Source organism: Candidatus Thiodubiliella endoseptemdiera (genome assembly GCF_964212635.1).
Taxonomy (GTDB): domain Bacteria; phylum Pseudomonadota; class Gammaproteobacteria; order PS1; family Pseudothioglobaceae; genus Thiodubiliella; species Thiodubiliella endoseptemdiera.
On record NZ_OZ156463.1, the window covers coordinates 1097551 to 1114770 of the forward strand.

The 17220-nt window shown below is 38.7% G+C and carries 22 protein-coding genes and 2 pseudogenes; 5 read left to right on the forward strand and 19 right to left on the reverse strand.

The features are described 5' to 3' along the window. Nucleotides 1-61 precede the first annotated feature (61 nt). The gene (locus AB8525_RS05675; protein ID WP_369150050.1) at nucleotides 62-211 is read left to right on the forward strand and encodes a hypothetical protein; all 150 of its coding nucleotides are present in this window, start codon (nucleotides 62-64) and stop codon (nucleotides 209-211) included. 19 nt (nucleotides 212-230) lie between these two features. Here the strand turns inward: AB8525_RS05675 and AB8525_RS05680 are convergent, their stop codons facing one another. From AB8525_RS05680 to AB8525_RS05690, 3 genes are all read right to left on the reverse strand, one after another. Then, nucleotides 231-911 (reverse strand): hypothetical protein, encoded by a 681-nt coding sequence (locus AB8525_RS05680; protein WP_369176784.1) that lies wholly within the window; start codon nucleotides 909-911, stop codon nucleotides 231-233. Nucleotides 912-1550: 639 nt separating this feature from the next. Continuing rightward, the gene (locus AB8525_RS05685) at nucleotides 1551-1685 is read right to left on the reverse strand and encodes a hypothetical protein (RefSeq protein ID WP_369176786.1); all 135 of its coding nucleotides are present in this window, start codon (nucleotides 1683-1685) and stop codon (nucleotides 1551-1553) included. Beyond that, nucleotides 1685-2050, reverse strand: coding sequence for a transposase (locus tag AB8525_RS05690; protein WP_369176788.1), 366 nt, complete (start codon nucleotides 2048-2050; stop codon nucleotides 1685-1687). Before AB8525_RS05690 ends, AB8525_RS05685 begins: the two co-directional genes overlap by 1 nt. Before the next feature lie 4 nt (nucleotides 2051-2054). On the opposite strand from AB8525_RS05690, the gene AB8525_RS05695 reads away from it, so the two are divergent. Then, nucleotides 2055-2288: a hypothetical protein gene (locus AB8525_RS05695; RefSeq protein WP_369150045.1), complete on the forward strand. Its 234-nt coding sequence runs from the start codon at nucleotides 2055-2057 to the stop codon at nucleotides 2286-2288. 71 nt (nucleotides 2289-2359) lie between these two features. Here the strand turns inward: AB8525_RS05695 and AB8525_RS05700 are convergent. The 3 genes and pseudogenes from AB8525_RS05700 to AB8525_RS05710 form a co-directional block, all read right to left on the reverse strand. Beyond that, nucleotides 2360-2491: pseudogene (locus tag AB8525_RS05700) on the reverse strand (IS481 family transposase); the annotation flags it as partial. Between the two features lie 416 nt (nucleotides 2492-2907). Further along, complete coding sequence (locus AB8525_RS05705; protein ID WP_369176781.1) at nucleotides 2908-3114, reverse strand: hypothetical protein; 207 nt, start codon at nucleotides 3112-3114, stop codon at nucleotides 2908-2910. Between the two features lie 210 nt (nucleotides 3115-3324). Then, nucleotides 3325-3942, reverse strand: coding sequence for a hypothetical protein (locus AB8525_RS05710; protein ID WP_369176790.1), 618 nt, complete (start codon nucleotides 3940-3942; stop codon nucleotides 3325-3327). Between the two features lie 302 nt (nucleotides 3943-4244). Between AB8525_RS05710 and AB8525_RS05715 the strand changes: the two genes are divergently transcribed. Then, nucleotides 4245-4616, forward strand: a complete 372-nt coding sequence (locus tag AB8525_RS05715) for a hypothetical protein (protein WP_369150056.1) — start codon at nucleotides 4245-4247, stop codon at nucleotides 4614-4616. 219 nt (nucleotides 4617-4835) lie between these two features. Continuing rightward, nucleotides 4836-4928: pseudogene (locus AB8525_RS05720) on the forward strand (transposase); the annotation flags it as partial. A 59-nt stretch (nucleotides 4929-4987) separates the two neighbouring features. On the opposite strand, the gene AB8525_RS05725 reads toward AB8525_RS05720, so the two are convergent. Next, entirely contained in the window at nucleotides 4988-5122 is a 135-nt protein-coding gene (locus AB8525_RS05725) for a hypothetical protein (RefSeq protein WP_369176792.1), read from the reverse strand. Then, nucleotides 5122-5487 carry a transposase gene (locus AB8525_RS05730; protein ID WP_369176794.1) on the reverse strand — a complete coding sequence of 122 codons (366 nt, stop codon included), beginning with the start codon at nucleotides 5485-5487 and terminating at the stop codon, nucleotides 5122-5124. The genes AB8525_RS05725 and AB8525_RS05730 overlap by 1 nt, the downstream gene beginning before the upstream one ends. A 4-nt stretch (nucleotides 5488-5491) precedes the next feature. Between AB8525_RS05730 and AB8525_RS05735 the strand changes: the two genes are divergently transcribed. Beyond that, a complete protein-coding gene (locus AB8525_RS05735; protein WP_369149986.1) occupies nucleotides 5492-5644 on the forward strand; it encodes a hypothetical protein in 153 nt (50 codons plus the stop codon). Nucleotides 5645-5865: 221 nt separating this feature from the next. Here AB8525_RS05735 and AB8525_RS05740 read toward each other — a convergent pair whose 3' ends face one another. From AB8525_RS05740 to tkt, 11 genes are all read right to left on the reverse strand, one after another. Then, a complete protein-coding gene (locus AB8525_RS05740) occupies nucleotides 5866-6036 on the reverse strand; it encodes a hypothetical protein (RefSeq protein ID WP_369176795.1) in 171 nt (56 codons plus the stop codon). A gap of 21 nt (nucleotides 6037-6057) precedes the next feature. Beyond that, a complete protein-coding gene (rsmG, locus tag AB8525_RS05745) occupies nucleotides 6058-6720 on the reverse strand; it encodes a 16S rRNA (guanine(527)-N(7))-methyltransferase RsmG (protein ID WP_369176797.1) in 663 nt (220 codons plus the stop codon). Next, nucleotides 6717-8585, reverse strand: coding sequence for a tRNA uridine-5-carboxymethylaminomethyl(34) synthesis enzyme MnmG (gene mnmG / locus AB8525_RS05750; protein WP_369176799.1), 1869 nt, complete (start codon nucleotides 8583-8585; stop codon nucleotides 6717-6719). Before mnmG ends, rsmG begins: the two co-directional genes overlap by 4 nt. Then, nucleotides 8569-8925, reverse strand: a complete 357-nt coding sequence (locus AB8525_RS05755) for a hypothetical protein (protein WP_369176801.1) — start codon at nucleotides 8923-8925, stop codon at nucleotides 8569-8571. The genes mnmG and AB8525_RS05755 overlap by 17 nt, the downstream gene beginning before the upstream one ends. A 9-nt stretch (nucleotides 8926-8934) precedes the next feature. Further along, nucleotides 8935-9381 carry a Panacea domain-containing protein gene (locus AB8525_RS05760; RefSeq protein WP_369150063.1) on the reverse strand — a complete coding sequence of 149 codons (447 nt, stop codon included), beginning with the start codon at nucleotides 9379-9381 and terminating at the stop codon, nucleotides 8935-8937. Between the two features lie 72 nt (nucleotides 9382-9453). Further along, nucleotides 9454-10515, reverse strand: coding sequence for a class II fructose-bisphosphate aldolase (gene fba, locus AB8525_RS05765; protein ID WP_369176803.1), 1062 nt, complete (start codon nucleotides 10513-10515; stop codon nucleotides 9454-9456). Nucleotides 10516-10599: 84 nt separating this feature from the next. Next, nucleotides 10600-12051 carry a pyruvate kinase gene (gene pyk, locus AB8525_RS05770; RefSeq protein ID WP_369150066.1) on the reverse strand — a complete coding sequence of 484 codons (1452 nt, stop codon included), beginning with the start codon at nucleotides 12049-12051 and terminating at the stop codon, nucleotides 10600-10602. Between the two features lie 3 nt (nucleotides 12052-12054). Then, nucleotides 12055-13215, reverse strand: a complete 1161-nt coding sequence (locus tag AB8525_RS05775) for a phosphoglycerate kinase (protein WP_369150068.1) — start codon at nucleotides 13213-13215, stop codon at nucleotides 12055-12057. Further along, on the reverse strand, nucleotides 13212-14039 hold the full coding sequence (locus AB8525_RS05780; RefSeq protein ID WP_369150070.1) for an endonuclease: 828 nt from the start codon (nucleotides 14037-14039) through the stop codon (nucleotides 13212-13214). Before AB8525_RS05780 ends, AB8525_RS05775 begins: the two co-directional genes overlap by 4 nt. A gap of 4 nt (nucleotides 14040-14043) precedes the next feature. Continuing rightward, the gene (gene gap / locus AB8525_RS05785) at nucleotides 14044-15039 is read right to left on the reverse strand and encodes a type I glyceraldehyde-3-phosphate dehydrogenase (RefSeq protein WP_369150071.1); all 996 of its coding nucleotides are present in this window, start codon (nucleotides 15037-15039) and stop codon (nucleotides 14044-14046) included. A 29-nt stretch (nucleotides 15040-15068) separates the two neighbouring features. Next, nucleotides 15069-17054, reverse strand: a complete 1986-nt coding sequence (gene tkt / locus AB8525_RS05790) for a transketolase (RefSeq protein WP_369176805.1) — start codon at nucleotides 17052-17054, stop codon at nucleotides 15069-15071. Nucleotides 17055-17220: the final 166 nt, after the last annotated feature.

A 17220-nucleotide genomic window follows, 5' to 3' on the forward strand; every position in this document is an offset into this window, starting at 1 on the left:
AATCGGCAATGAGTTTATTAACTCTTTACCCTCTAATTCTATTAGAGACCTTTGCATAAATATGAATAATCATCAAAACGCCATCTTTCATCAAATTACAAACTTTTTAAAAACACCCTTAGCCCTGCTAGGAGTGGATTTAAAAAATTTCCAATTTAATAAAATCTGTCATTTTGCTAATCATCCCTATTTATGCAAAGGTCTCTATTAATTAATTTATTTTCAGGTGACTAATTGCAAACTTCATTAACAATATTAACGGGATTCTTAAAAATTGTTACCCTTGGGTCTGCTGGATCTAATGGCAACCAACCTGTATTCTCATCAAAAGATAATACTATTTTCCTGTTACTAGTTGGAAAATCAATTAATATAGCTCTACTCTCAGACTGAACAGTAATAGTCCCAACTTCTCGTGGCTGTCGTGAAAACATTAATAATATTTTTTCATGAGGTTCTAATTGCACGAAAAACTGAGGCGCTATACTAATCGCAACAAACGGACTAAGTTTATTATCGGCAATAGAGCCTAATCCGCAATAGAATTGGTCTTCTGGCACTTTCTGTTGTTCCATTGCATAATTAAAACTATCTGAGCGTTCCCCTTTGGATACAATCCCCTCCCCGTCACTATTAAGGGTATATAAATCACCCAATTTTAACGATGAAAAATCTGTGGCTTCTATTACTGCTTCGTCCTTGAGAACCGTAGCAGTGAAATAACCAGCATAATTCTCTTCCCATTCTATAGTGTTTAATTCTAACAATTCCTCAACGGACTTCCAAACTGACACTTTAGCAGCGTCTTTAGAAATGTTGTTCGCACCTTTAAAAACCTGTAAACTAAAACCTTCTTCAATCAGTTTCTCAAGTGTTGGTTTATCCAACTTTAAATCAATTTCATATTGCATATTTTATACTCCTTATTTAAATTATATAATTGTACTATAGTTTGCCAACAAAATCAGCGTCTTTTCTATAAGTGAATCCGAATACCCTAAATTCAACACACAGAGCCTTAATCGTTTTTTCTACTATCTACTATTCTACTATTCTACTAAGTAAAAAATATTATAACACAAAAACTATATTGCAACAATAAATTTAAGGACACCCCTAAAAAAACCCAAACACAAAAAAATTAGTATTTTTCCAATCAAAAAACCTATAAAAACCCTTCTACAAAAGAATTTAAGTTAAAATAAATATCATCTTTTGTCAAAAAAAAACAAGATGATAACAATGAGATTATTTGACTAAGACCACTGCATTAGCCCCACATGACTCTAAAAAGCAATCACCAAAATTCAAAAACCTCTATTTTTTTCCAAAAAAATAAGAAATCCCTAAAAAACAGATTTTTAACTAAAAAAATAACTAATATTTTGTTTTCTACCCCTAATTTTATATATTTTTGTTAAAAAAGACACAATAATCCCTAGGTTGTTATCAGATTCTTATAAACATTTGCAGCCCTGTGTAATGGTCTAACAATCTTGGACACAAAGATAGCCTTATAGAGACCTTTGCGTAATTCATAATTTATTGCTTTAATCCCAACTTTTGTAATTTTTCAAAAAAGATTTTTCAAAATTATTCTCAATTTCTTCAAAAACCCAAAAACAAGGCCGATTGTTTGCATTTCTTGGCGATTTCCCGCCTATTTTTACCTTTATTTCAACCATTAGACGCAACAATCCTGCAGTTCTCGCATCTGTTTAAAAATATTCATCCCTGTTTTAAGATTATGACTCATGGCAATCAGTTGTGCTCGGGTCTTGTTTCTCTCTAATCCAAGGTATCTTGCCTTGCCTAAGCCGTGATGAAGTTTGAGCAACCCAAAGGTTCGCTCAACAATGTAGCGAACAGATGAGCGTTGTCTGTTGTCTTGTTTTTGTTTGTTTGTGAGTGGTGTGTTTCTGTAGACTCGATGCAAGACTTTATTGTTTTGTTTGCCCAACTTTTTGTCATTTCTTTTGTTGGCGTAAGCGCTATCAGCAAAGACTTGCCCGCAGGTTTTGGTTTTGCTAACATCAAGAGACCTTTGCATAAATATGAATAATCATCAAAACGCCATCTTTCATCAAATTACAAACTTTTTAAAAACACCCTTAGCCCTGCTAGGAGTGGATTTAAAAAATTTCCAATTTAATAAAATCTGTCATTTTGCTAATCATCCCTATTTATGCAAAGGTCTCATCTATTTTTATAATTACAAAAGGATTCATTCAACCATTGGGTATTTAACCCCAGCGGGAAAGATGGCTGAATTGAAAAAAGTGGCTTGAAATGTGTCCAAGTTGATTAGACCATTACAGACTTTAGGTCCTGATTTTTTATCTGCTACAGAGAGGGTATTTTTCCAGCGAATAATGGTTTTAGGATTTAATTTGTAGCGCTCGGCTAAAACAGCGATGCTCGCTGTAGCGTTTTGAATTTCAGTTCTGATTCGTGGCGTAGTCTTGGCATTAGCATGCAGTATGTTTCCCATAAGTTAGTCTCCTGTAGTTGGGGTAATGATACACCATAAGATTGTGGGACTAAACAACTACTTTATTAGCAAAGAAGGCAAGAAAATTTACCATCTTGAAACGGCTAAAGGTAGCAAGAAAAAGTTAAGATTAGATGGTGAAACGGTAGAAATTCACAATTACCTCTGTAATACCCCATTTCCCGCGCAACTTTTAAGCAGAATCTTGACTGTTCACAGTCATTTTTATCCTTAATTGGCTGATCTATTATACCAACAAATCTAGTTTTAACTGTCAAGGGCTTGAACGCTAGCACTCCTTGACAGTTGATGCTAGGTAAGTTTATAGTTTAAGAACAGAAATTTGGTTATTGGTTCAAGGTTTTTTTGTTGAAACTGTTATTATACCAGTTAGGATTTCTGTACTTTTTTGTTTTCTATTTTTGGATTAGGGCATCAGAATTTTTTAGTGTTGTTATTTGAAAATGGTATAATTGAGAGAGACCTTTGCATAAATAGGGATGATTAGCAAAATGACAGATTTTATTAAATTGGAAATTTTTTAAATCCACTCCTAGCAGGGCTAAGGGTGTTTTTAAAAAGTTTGTAATTTGATGAAAGATGGCGTTTTGATGATTATTCATATTTATGCAAAGGTCTCTGAGTATTGTGTTTATGGCTCCAATCCAAAAAAAAGAAATCATGAGCCCAGTGCAGCCCTTCGCCTCATCTGCATTTACAAAAAAATAGCCACTGAACCTATAAATGGGCTAATATCTCTTACAAACACAGGCAGGACAAAGGGTAGTGTTATCTTTAAAGTCTCTATTTTTGGATTAGAGTATAATGTGAATTCAAGTGTTTGGCCTTATGATACCAAATTGCATTACACCGCCAGTAGCAAGCAACGACACTTTAAACTCTTTATCAGCACTTTCAAGCGAAATTCTTTTATATAAATTGAATTCTATAGTCACCTCTTTGCCTTTATAATCCGTAATCACCACTTTACCACTTCCACTATCTTGTTGAGACCATTTATATTGTATCAATACAGTTGAAACTTTATTCTTAGTCTCAACAGAATATAAGAATGTTGAATTGGACTCTGACATAGAATTTACACGAAAAACACCCGTATCCGCTTCGCCTTTAAATAAAAAGTTTTTATGTGGTAAACTTCTTGCATTATGTTGACTATCGTCAGTCATAAATGCTTGCAATATAACAACATCAGCATTAGAATTTTCAACCGAAACCGTTAGATATGCACCGTCTAAGAATTCTTTAATTACTTCAGCAGCAGTATATACTGTTGAAACAGCAGCAACACTATCAATACCATCGTTAAGGATTGCTTTTAAGCCAGTTTTATCTATGCTATTGATTAAATCCAATCCTTTTTTATCAATCATTTCAATACTTTTAACTTTCTTACTATTGTCATATAACTCGTCTTCTGTATGTTTCATTTTGTTACTCCTTTTTATTATTTTTCATTTATTATGCCAAGATTTCATCTTATCGATTCACTCTAGGTTGGTACAAATAAACAGCAACGTTTGTTAATTATTCGTCATTAAATAATTGAATATAATTATACTACATAAAATATCTTTAATGTTCTCTAATTAAAAATTAATTTCAAAAAAACCTAAAAAAGGGAGTGTAAACCAAACTGTGTAAATCCACTTTTTACCCCTTAAACTAACACTCAAATAAGAGTGATAGTTATCGTAACATATCAACTTTTTTCACCACAAAAGGAGAAGACATGCAACAAAACTACCACAAGAATGCAAATACAAATTCACACTCAAGAGCAATTATACACGGCGCTAAAGCCTCAAATATCAGTCTGGCAAAACGCTTTTCGGTTAGCACCAAAACCATTGCCAAATGGAAAAATAGAGATTTTGTTGTTGATAAAACCTCAAGACCAAGGACACTACACTACAGCCTAAGCACAACCGAACGTGAAATCATTCGAGTAGTACGAACACTCACTTGGCTAAAGTTAGATGATTTAACCGATGTCATGAGCGCTACTATCCCTAACGCCAACAGAAGTAATATTTATCGCACCTTAGTGCATTTTGGTATTAATCAAGTACCACAACAGAGAAAACAACAAGCATCTACATGAGACCTTTGCATAAATCAACCCAAACCCACCAACATGGTAAAATAACACCCATCTAAAAACAGCCACAAAAATCAAAAAAAAATGTCCTGGAAACAAACAGCCCAAAACTCATTTGCAGACTCTCTTGTCGTTGAACACAAATCCCTATCAGAACTAGACGATGTGCATAACATTATCAATTGGCCTGAGATAGAACAAACACTTTCAAACCTGTATTCATCCAAGCGAGGTGCACCCAGCTACCCACCACTAATGATGTTCAAGATTCTCATTCTTCAAGCTTGGTACGGACTAAGTGATGAGGCATTAGAGAAATAAATTGCCAGAGATTTAATGTTTAGAGACCTTTGCGTAATTCATAATTTATTGCTTTAATCCCAACTTTTGTAATTTTTCAAAAAATATTTTTCAAAATTATTCTCACTTTCTTCAAAAACCCAAAAACAAGACCGATTGTTTGCATTTCTTGGCGATTTCCCGCCTATTTTTACCTTTATTCCAGCCATTAGACGCAACAATCCTGCAGTTCTCGCATCTGTTTAAAAATATTCATCCCTGTTTTAAGATTATGACTCATGGCAATCAGTTGTGCTCGGGTCTTGTTTCTCTCTAATCCAAGGTATCTTGCCTTGCCTAATCCATGATGAAGTTTGAGCAACCCAAAGGTTCGCTCAACAATGTAGCGAACAGATGAGCGTTGTCTGTTGTCTTGTTTTTGTTTGTTTGTGAGTGGTGTGTTTCTGTAGGCTCGATGCAAGACTTTATTGTTTTGTTTGCCCAACTTTTTGTCATTTCTTTTGTTGGCGTAAGCGCTATCAGCAAAGACTTGCCCGCAGGTTTTGGTTTTGCTAACATCAAGAGACCTTTGCATAAATATGAATAATCATCAAAACGCCATCTTTCATCAAATTACAAACTTTTTAAAAACACCCTTAGCCCTGCTAGGAGTGGATTTAAAAAATTTCCAATTTAATAAAATCTGTCATTTTGCTAATCATCCCTATTTATGCAAAGGTCTCATCAAGTAGTTTGTCAAATTCTTGTGAGTCATGCACATTGCCAGGGGTAAACGTCATTTTTTTTAACAAAGCCATCCTTATCAGTATTTGCATGCATCTTAAAGCCATAGGTGGTTTTGCGTTTGCCATCAGCGGCAGTTTTGACATTGTAAGCGGCTTCAGGGTCTTGGGTGTTGTTGCCGTGTTTTCCCTTGCGTTTTCTTGATTGTTTGGCTTCTATGACAGTAGCGTCAATGGTGTTGATTGAGCATGGCGAGACAATGATTGAATTTTGCTCTAAGTGATTGCTCTATCTCATTCCAGTTAATGATGTTGTGAACATCATCAAGTTCTGATAGGGATTTATGCTCAACGACAAGAGAATCTGCGAATGAGTTTTGTTGAGTGTTTTTCCAGGACATTTTAGTATTTTTATGGTTGATTTAGTAGAGGGTGTTTATTTTACCAGTTTGATGTGTTTTTAGTTGATTTATGCAAAGACCTTTCTTGATTTTAATTAAAAATCGATCATCTGAGACATATGGCACGGATAATTTATGAATTTTTGCCATTTTGGGTAGAGCTTCTTGTTCAACATTGATTCCTTTCATTAACAAATGGTGTCCATTATCGCATAATAAATGCTGAGTTAATTTTAAGGTTTTATTGATTTCGGCAAATGCTCTGGTGGTAATTTGACCAAAACATTGTTCGGGCTCAAACACTTCAACCCGCTCATTCAATACTGATAAATTTTTAAGCCCTAATTGAGATTTTACAAACTGCATAAAATGACACTTCTTGCCCACTGTGTCTAATACGCTAACAGCAAATTCTGGTCGCATAATGCTAATCACAATGCCTGGCAGGCCTGCACCTGAACCCACATCAAGTAAGGGTGATTGGTCAATAAATGGCATAATGGACAGGCTGTCTAGCAAGTGTTTTTTAACGCCTTCTTCCATGGTGCGAATGGCACTCAGATTGTAAGTTTTGTTCCATTTAACAATCAACTCAAGATAGGCGATGAGTTGTTGTGCTTGAATATCGTTTAACGCAATGCCCATTTTCTCTGCACCTGAGATTAATAATGCTTCTGAACTCATTTTTTGTAGGTTTTTAAATAAACCAATAAGATGGAAATGGATGCTGGGGTAACGCCTTGCAATCGACTTGCCAAACCAATCGTTTCTGGGCGGTGGTCGTTGAGTTTTTGTATTACTTCGGCAGACAGCGCTTTGATAGAGGTGTAGTCCATATCTTCTGGTAGTTTAGTGTCTTCGTTCTTGCGGTATTTCTCAATTTCTTCTAATTGGCGTTTGATATAGCCTTTGTATTTAATTTCATTTTCAACAATGCTACTCAAAGTTTTATCGGTCAAAAATGGCTTTCCCGACTCAATTTTAGACAATAATTCGTAATTTACTTTTGGGCGTTTTAACAACTCTAGCAGTGAATATTCGTGATTCAATGTTTGCCCCAATACTTCGTCTGCCTGCGTATCACCTGCTTGAATCCAAGTGGTTTTTAATCGTTGTTCTTCCTGTGCTGTCGCCTCATATTTTGTTTGAAAGGCTGTCCAGCGTTCATCATCCACAAGCCCCAATTCTCTGCCTTTGGGTGTTAAACGCTTATCAGCATTATCTTCACGCAACAACAAGCGATATTCCGCACGGGAAGTGAACATTCGATAAGGCTCATTTGTGCCTTTGGTGATTAAATCATCGACCATTACCCCGATATAAGACTCGTCGCGTTTTGGCAGCCAAGCGGTTTTTTCCTGTACGCTGCACGCCGCATTTACGCCTGCTAATAACCCTTGTGCTGCCGCTTCTTCATAGCCAGTTGTGCCATTAATTTGCCCAGCAAAATACAGCCCCGATATTTTCTTCACTTCCAGCGTTTGCCTCAAGCCTCGTGGGTCAAAGAAATCGTATTCAATGGCATAACCAGGACGCACAATATCAACATTTTCAAAGCCTTTAATTGAACGAATAAAATCTTGCTGCACCTCATACGGCAAAGAAGTAGAAACGCCATTTGGATAGAACTCATTCGTCGTCAAACCCTCAGGTTCAACAAAAATTTGGTGTGAATCACGCTCGGCAAAACGCACCACCTTATCTTCAATCGATGGGCAATATCTAGGGCCAACGCCTTCAATATTACCTGTGTACATAGGTGAATCTTTTAAGCCATCACGAATAAAATCGTGGGTTTTTTCATTGGTATGGGTGATATAACAAGGGATTTGCTCGGGGTGGTCAGTGGCTTTTCCCATAAAGGAAAAAGTCGGCAAGGGGGTATCACCCAGTTGTTTTTGCAAAATACTAAAATCAATGGTTCTGCCGTCAAGCCGTGGTGGTGTGCCCGTTTTAAGTCGCCCTACCCCTAAATCATAGGCACGAAGCGTTTTAGATAAAGCATTAGAGGGGGCATCACCTGCCCGCCCGCCTTGAAAGTTGCTTTGTCCGATATGGATAATACCGCCCAAAAAAGTGCCTGTAGTCAAAATCACTTTATCAGCTAAAAAATCCAAACCCATTTCGGTTTTAACGCCTTTAATCACATCGTTTTCAATGATTAAATCACCTACTGCCTGCTGAAACAAAGACAAATTTTCCTGATTTTCCAACGCAAAACGAATGACCGCCTTATATAAAACCCTATCCGCCTGTGCCCTAGTTGCCTGCACCGCAGACCCTTTAGAGGCGTTTAGCGTGCGAAATTGAATACCTGCTTTGTCAATCGCCTTCGCCATCACGCCACCCATCGCATCAATCTCTTTGACCAAGTGCCCCTTGCCAATCCCACCAATTGCAGGGTTGCAACTCATTTGCCCTAGGGTTTCAATGTTATGAGAAATCAACAAAGTGCTAACCCCCATCCGTGCAGATGCCAACGCCGCTTCCGTACCTGCGTGACCACCGCCGATGACGATTACTGAATAAGTGTTATTTATTTGTTTCATAAAGCCACTTAGAGGCTATATAAAAAACACCTAGAATATTTGCAGTGGTTGTGCTTAGTAAAGTAATTAATACTTGGCTCTTAAGTTGAAAATAATGTTCATTCCCAACAAGTAACAATAACACCAAAAAAATATAAACACAAATAGCCCAAAATAATTTCTTGTATATTTTAACTGCAAGTTCATGTTTATCATTTTTGTGTACTAAATCTTGTTCTTCTTCCTTAGATAAGGGTTCAGCAAGATCTAGTTTTTGTTCTTGAGTTGCACTTTCAGCTTTTATATTCTGCGAATCCTTTGTTTTTTTTATGAAATCGCTATATTTAGTGTTACTCCCCATAGTTATCAATTAAATATGATTATTCTTATAAAACTCGTATATGTCATCAGCAGGAATTACACCATATTTATTACTTTCCCAAGACTTGCTCCAAGGTGTGTTATCTTGATGGGTTAAATTTGACAGTTGCGTACCACTATATTGCTTATAATTATCATATACAGCTTCAATAATCTTTAAACTACCGTCATCAAGTTGTTCTGCTGTATTGGGGGGGGTATTTATCTTTTCTGTTACCTGGTTGGAACCATACTGTCGTAACTCTTCATAAAGTTCTGGCACCACAGGTCCAAAATTCCAAGCTCTCGTATCTTCATAATATAACTTAGTATCTCTAAGTGCTAAATTAAATCCATGTGCAATATAAACCATTTTTTGTAATTGCATATTAGTCAAATACTCTTCTTTGGCTAAATCAATAAATTTATTAGCAATAGTTATCACTGAATAAACCATGCGACCCTCCCATTAAAATATATTCCCATTACAAGCCCAACCCAAATACTCACAACAAACTGTCTAACCTAGTTATTTGATTTGTGCGTCTAACTCACCAGATAAATATCTTTGACTCATAGTGTCTAGTGAAGACACTTTGATTTTATCAGCATTGCCAGCGGAACCAAAAGCCTCGAAACGAGCGGCACAAATATCACTCATAGCATTGGTGGCTTCTTTTAAAAATTTACGCGGGTCAAAATTTGCTGTGTTTTCAACTAAGAATTTACGCACTGCACCGGTTGAAGCCATACGCAAGTCAGTGTCAATGTTGACTTTACGCACGCCGTTTTTGATGCCTTCTTGAATTTCAGAGACTGGCACGCCGTAAGTTTGCCCCATATCGCCACCGTGAGAGTTGATGATTTCTAACCATTCTTGTGGCACTGAAGATGATCCGTGCATAACTAAATGGGTGTTGGGTAGGCGTTGGTGGATTTCTTTGATGCGGTCAATACGTAAGATGTCACCGTCTGGCTCTTTGGTGAATTTGTAAGCACCGTGTGAAGTGCCGATAGCGATTGCTAAGGCATCAACATTGGTTTCTCTAACAAAATCTGCTGCTTCTTCAACGGAAGTTAGGAGCATATCAAGGTCTAATTTGCCTTCGGCACCGTGACCGTCTTCTTCGCCCATTTCGCCTGTTTCCAGCGAGCCTAAACAGCCTAATTCGCCTTCTACTGAAACACCACCTGCATGTGCCATTTTAACCACTTCTTTGGTTACGGCAACATTGTATTCAAATGAAGCAGGGGTTTTGCAATCTGCTTCTAAAGAACCGTCCATCATTACTGATGAAAAACCTGATTGGATTGAACGCAAACAAACTGCGGGCTCAGAACCATGGTCTTGATGCATAACAACGGGAATATGTGGATACATTTCCGTGGCTGCAATGATTAAATGACGCAAAAACGGTTCGCCTGCATAGCCTCTAGCACCCGCAGAGCCTTGCATGATAACAGGGCTGTTAGTTTTGTCGGCAGCCTGCATAATCGCATGCACTTGCTCCATATTGTTGACATTGAATGCGGGCATACCGTAGTTGTTTTCTGCCGCATGGTCTAATAGTTCTCTTAATGAAATTAACATATTTTTCTCCTTTTTATTATTATTTACTGGTTAGTTGATGTTACTCGTTTACATAAAAACGAACACACACTTTTTTTACTGTTTTTACCCATATTTTTCGTCGCCGACACGCAAAATTTTCATTAGGTTGGTGCCACCAGATTTGTCACTGTGCATGCCTTTGGTTAGCACTACTAAATCTCCTTCTTCTACAATGTTTTTTTCTGTCAATATTTCAATCACTTTAGCGTTGACTTTTTCCCAATCTAAAGCTGACATTTTTTCAATACCACAAGGATAAACACCACGATAAAGCGTTGTCTTACGCAAAGTAGCCACTTTGTCGCTCATCGCATAAATGGAAATATTAGAGCTGATACGCGACATCCATAATGGGGTTTTTCCGCTATCAGTCAACGCCACCACAACTTTAACGCCCAAGTGATTGGCTGCATACATTGTGCTCATGGCAATGGTTTCATCAACAAACTCAAAGCCTTCGTGCAAACGGTGATGGGATACTTTTGCTGTTGGGCTCTTTTCCGTTTCCACGCAAACATCATGCATCGTTCTGACAGCATTCGCAGGATAATCTCCTGCCGCTGTTTCTGCAGATAACATCACCGCATCTGTGCCATCAAGCACTGCGTTGGCAACATCAAATACTTCTGCACGAGTTGGAATTGGACTGTGAATCATAGACTCTAACATCTGCGTTGCTGTAATCACCGCACGGTCATAAGAGCGTGCTAATTTAATCAGGCGTTTTTGCTGCGCGGGTAACTGTGGATCGCCAATTTCAACGCCCAAATCACCTCGTGCCACCATAATGCCAGCTGACTCTTTAATAATGTCGGTAATAACTTCCTCTGCCAAAGCTTCAGCGCGTTCAATTTTTGAAATAACACCTGCATCAGATCCCGCTGCCTTCAATAATTTCTTAGTTAAGCGCACATCGTCGCCACTCACTGGGAATGATAACGCCACATAGTCTGCCTTAGCTTTTGCTGCTGTTAGGATATCTTTTTTATCTTTTTCAGTTAGCGCATCGGCTGATAAACCACCGCCACGCAAGTTAATGCCTTTCTTGTCTGATAATTCACCGCCTTGGGTAACTACGGTGTTGATTTTATTACCTTCAACACTCAGCACTTCCAAAACAACCTTGCCATCATCTAACAATAAAATATTACCTGTTTTAACATCTTGCGGTAAAGTTTTATAAGCAATACCGACTGACTCTTGAGTGCCCATTGACTCATCTTGATCTGCATCTAACGCAAATTTATCGCCATTTTCTAACTGGATTTTCATCTCGTCTTGAAAGCGGGCAATACGAATTTTAGGTCCTTGTAAGTCCATTAAAACACCAACATAAGTGTTGTTTGCATGCGCCCAATCACGCACTGCTTTAACGCGACCTAAATGCTCTTCTTGCGAACCGTGTGAAAAATTAATACGCACGACATTGGCACCCGCCTCTAAAACGCTTTCTAAAACGCCGGGCTTGTCCGTTGCTGGGCCAAGTGTTGCTAATATTTTAGTTCTTCTAGGCAAGAATTACTCCGCTGCTCTTTGTTCTAAGATTTCTACTGCAGGTAATTTTTTACCTTCTAAAAATTCTAAAAACGCGCCACCGCCAGTAGAGATGTAACTGATTTTGTCTTCAATATTATACTTATCAACTGCTGCTAGCGTATCACCACCGCCTGCAATTGAGAAAGCCTTTGATTCAGCGATTGCTGTTGCTACCGTTTTGGTGCCATCAGAAAATTGATCAAATTCAAATACGCCGACTGGACCGTTCCAAACAATGGTCCCTGCATTTTTCATAATTTCAGCCAACTCTTCTGCAGAATTTGGACCAATATCAAAAATCATATCATCATCCATCACTTCTGAGGATGCCTTTGTCGTTGCCTCTGCTGTTTCAGAGAATTCCTTGCCACAAACGACATCTGTTGGCACTGGGATTTCACAGTCTTCCATCAACTTTTTAGCGGTTGGGATTAAATCATTTTCACATAATGATTTACCAACATTATGCCCTTGTGCTGCAATAAAAGTATTAGCAATACCGCCACCAACAACTAACTGGTCAACAATTTTGGAAAGGGAATCAAGTACGGTTAATTTTGTTGACACTTTAGAGCCACCCACAATCGCTACCATCGGACGCTTAGGATTGTCTAATGCTTTACCTAGCGCTTCAAGCTCGCCCGATAATAATGGACCAGAACAAGCAATGGGTGCATATTTGGCAACGCCATGCGTTGAAGCCTGTGCACGATGTGCAGTGCCGAACGCATCCATCGCAAAAATATCACATGTCGCCGCCATGCGTTTAGATAAATCATCGTCGTTTGCCATTTCACCGTTATTAAAACGCACATTTTCGCATAGCACCACTTCGCCGTCATTCATTTCAATGCCGTCTAGCCACTCTTTTTCTAAACGCACAGTAACACCTAATAACTCGGTTAAACGGTCAGCCACAGGTTGCAGTGTAAATTCCTCACTATACTCACCCTCAGTTGGGCGACCACGGTGCGACATTAACATCACTTTGGCACCTTGCTTCATTGCCATTTCAATGGTTGGCAATGATGCCTTAATGCGTTTATCACTAGTTACTACACCCTCTTTGATGGGTACATTAAGATCTTGACGAATCAATACTTTCTTGCCGTTCAAGTCTAACGCTTCTAATTTTATAATCATTGATTAATATTCCATATTCGTTCAACATATTCGGGGTTTGTAATAAAGGGGTTGGATTTCCCTTGTATTGCCGTAATTTGATCGTTGCGTTTTTTCTCTTTATCACTTACAGGATCATTTTCATGCCATCTAAGCAACATCTCTTGCGCCCATGGTGTAAAGTTATCCCCTTCTAACATAGGCGATGACCAATTTTTTACTCTGTCATAATAAGCCGTTACCAAATAAAAGTAGCCTCTAGCAAGGTCTCCTTTAAACTCATCAACTGGCTCAAAAACCTTGCCTTTTATCAGTTTGTTTTCTGCTTGACCTAAATAAGATCCGTTAGTAGATTGCTTGTAAGTGCCTTTTTGAGTTGTGTCAACTTCTGCATAAGGGTAATTAGCACGCATATTATTCACAAATCCATCTGTGGGATATATATGAAATAAGTCCCTAGCCATTGGCTTACCTAAACCACCTCCCCACCAAGCTTTTGGAAAGGAATGCTCTCTGTTATAACATTCGTCTTCGTGTTTATAAACACCACACTGATCGGTAAAAAATTTATAAACATAAGCCATTGGTGGTTTATTCTTATCATTATATGAATAAATATCAAACACTTCATCCGCATGACCTGGTAATGGATCGGTTGTTTTAAATGCCTTCCATACCTGTTTATAACTGATAACCTTGTGGTCTTTTATTTGTTCAAACAACCTTTCCCTTAACGATTCAACCGGTTTTTGATTGTCTTTTACATTCTCAGTAGTATCTGAAAAGCCACATGAGGTTATGCTCAGCGTAAGTACCACACCACACAATAAAATAAACTTTTTCATCGGCTTAAGCGATATGTTTAACTAAACGAAGCATGTTACAAGTATAACCATACTCATTATCATACCAAGAGACCAACTTCACAAAAGTGCCATCAAGTGCAATACCCGCATTGGCATCAAAAATTGAAGAAGCACTAACACCACGGAAATCAGAGGATACAACCATATCTTCTGTATATTGCAAAGTGCCTTTCATTGTGGTTTCTGCTGTTGCTTTAATGGTTGTACAAATCTCTTCATAAGTAACGCTTTTATCTAATTCACAAGTTAAATCAACCACCGAAACATCCACTGAAGGGATACGGAAAGCCATACCTGTCAATTTGCCATTCAATTCTGGCAACACAACACCAACTGCCTTAGCCGCACCTGTTGAGGAAGGAATGATATTCTCAAATACGGCACGACCACCTCTCCAATCTTTCATTGAAGGACCATCAACCGTTTTCTGTGTTGCTGTTGAGGCGTGAACAGTTGTCATTAAGCCTCGTTTCAATCCCCAGTTGTCATTGACAATTTTAGCGATTGGTGCTAAACAGTTAGTGGTGCAAGACGCAGCTGAAACGATTGTCTGACCATCGTAAGAATCGTGGTTAACGCCATAAACAAACATAGGTGTACCATCTTTAGCAGGTGCGGATTGCACCACTTTCTTAGCACCCGCATCAATATGTGCTTGACAAGATTCTGTGGTTAGGAAGAAACCTGTGCAGTCAATCGCAATATCTACATCAATATCGCCCCACTTAAGATCAGCAGGATTGCGTTCAGCAGAAAGACGAATCTGCTTACCATCAATAATAAAATTGTCACCCTCGACAGCAATATCGCCGTCAAAACGACCTTGTGCCGTATCATACTTAAGCATATATGCCAAATAATCGTTTTCTAATAAGTCGTTAATACCGACTACTTCCAATTCAGGAAAATCCTTTTTAATTGCACGGAAAACCATGCGACCAATACGACCAAAGCCGTTAATACCTACTCTTACTGTCATTTTACTTTCTCCTATTTATTTTTTTAAAATTATGCTAAAACTTCATTAACCGTTTTGACAACATTATCCACTGTGAAACCGAATTCTTTAAACAATTGATCTGCTGGTGCACTTTCACCAAAACTGGTCATACAAACCAAGCCACCGTCCAAACCAACATACTTATACCAACCATCACCCACACCTGCTTCAATTGCCACGCGCTTAACACCAGCAGTCAATACAGACTCTTTATAGGCTTGATCTTGTGCATCAAATGCATCTGTTGAAGGCATTGAAACCACCCTCACTTTCTTATCGGTCATCGCATTGGCACTGTCAATTGCCAAGCCCACTTCTGACCCTGTTGAAATGAGAATAATATCTGCCTTGCCATCACAATCTTGCAACACATACCCTCCTTTTTCAATGTTTTTCACTTGTTCTGCCGTTCTTGGCATAGGGGTTAATGCTTGTCTTGAAAAGACTAACGCTGTCGGTGCATCATGACGAAGCATTGCCATTTTCCAAGAAACTGCAGATTCAATTGCATCACAGCCTCTCCAAGTTTGAAAACCAGGAATCATTCTAACCGTTGCCAATTGCTCAACTGGTTGATGCGTTGGACCATCTTCGCCCAAGCCGATAGAGTCATGCGTATAAACATAAATCGTGCCAATTTTCATCAATGCTGACATACGCAACGCATTGCGCATAAATTCCATAAACATAAAGAATGTGGCACCATACACCTTAAAACCACCGTGTAAAACCATACCATTCATCATATGTGCCATACCAAATTCACGCACACCCCATGAAAGATAATTGCCTTTTGCATTTTCTTTATTGACTTTCACCGTACCTGACCAGTTGGTCAAATTAGAGCCAGTTAAATCGGCAGAACCACCAAACATCTCTGGCAATAATGGCCCCATTGCTTCAATCGCTGCTTGCGATGCTTGACGAGAGGCAATTTTTGGCATTTGCTCTTGTGTCTTAGCAATAAAAGCATCCATTTCAACTTCAAAGTTCGCTGGTAAATCCCCTGCCATACGACGAATAAACTCAGCCGCTTCAGCTGGAAATTCTGCTTTATAAGCAGCAAATTTATCATCCCAAGCCGCTTCATCCGCCGCCCCTTGCACTTTGTGATCCCAACCCGCATAAACCTCAGCAGGTATTTCAAACGGTGCATATGTCCAACCTAATTGTTTGCGTGTTGCCGCAATCTCATCATCGCCCAAAGGTGCACCATGACAATCGTGCGTCCCCGCAAGATTGGGTGAACCAAAACCAATCGTGGTCTTGCAACAAATTAAACTGGGCTTGTCTGTAACAGCTTTTGCTTCTTCAATGGCTTTACCAATTGCCTGGGCATCATGTCCATCAACCGCAACCACATGCCAATCATAAGATTTGAAACGCCCTGGAACGCCTTTTTCCATCCAATCACCAATATGCCCATCGATTGAAATATCGTTATCATCCCAAAATGCCATTAATTTACCTAAACCTAATGTCCCAGCCATTGCACAAGATTCGTGCGATAAGCCTTCCATTAAACAACCATCTCCCATAAAGACAAAGGTATTATGGTCAACAATCTGATGTCCCGGTTTATTAAACTGTGCTGCTAAAGTGCGTTCTGCAATTGCCATACCGACCGCATTAGTAATTCCCTGACCTAATGGACCAGTTGTTGTTTCGATACCGTCTGCATACCCATATTCTGGATGTCCCGCTGTTTTAGAGTGTAATTGACGGAAGCCTTTAATATCGTCCATTGTCAAATCAAAACCCGACAAATGCAACAATGAATACATCAACATTGACCCATGTCCATTAGACAAAACAAAACGGTCGCGATCCGCCCAGTTAGAGTTTGTAGGATTAAACTTTAGATGGTCATTCCAAAGCACTTCGGCAATATCTGCCATGCCCATTGGGGCGCCTGGGTGTCCTGAGTTGGCTTTCTGAACCGCATCCATACTTAAAGCGCGGATGGCATTTGCTAAATTTCTGCGTGATGACATATTAAATTTCCTTGAACAAAAAATTAAACAATTATACGCAAAAAATTTCTAATTATCAACCCCCTCACAAACGCTTGCGCTATCAATAAATAACCTATTTTATATCTTATATAACTGTTTACTACTCTAAAAAATCCAACACATAGCCCCTTTTCCGCCCTGACAA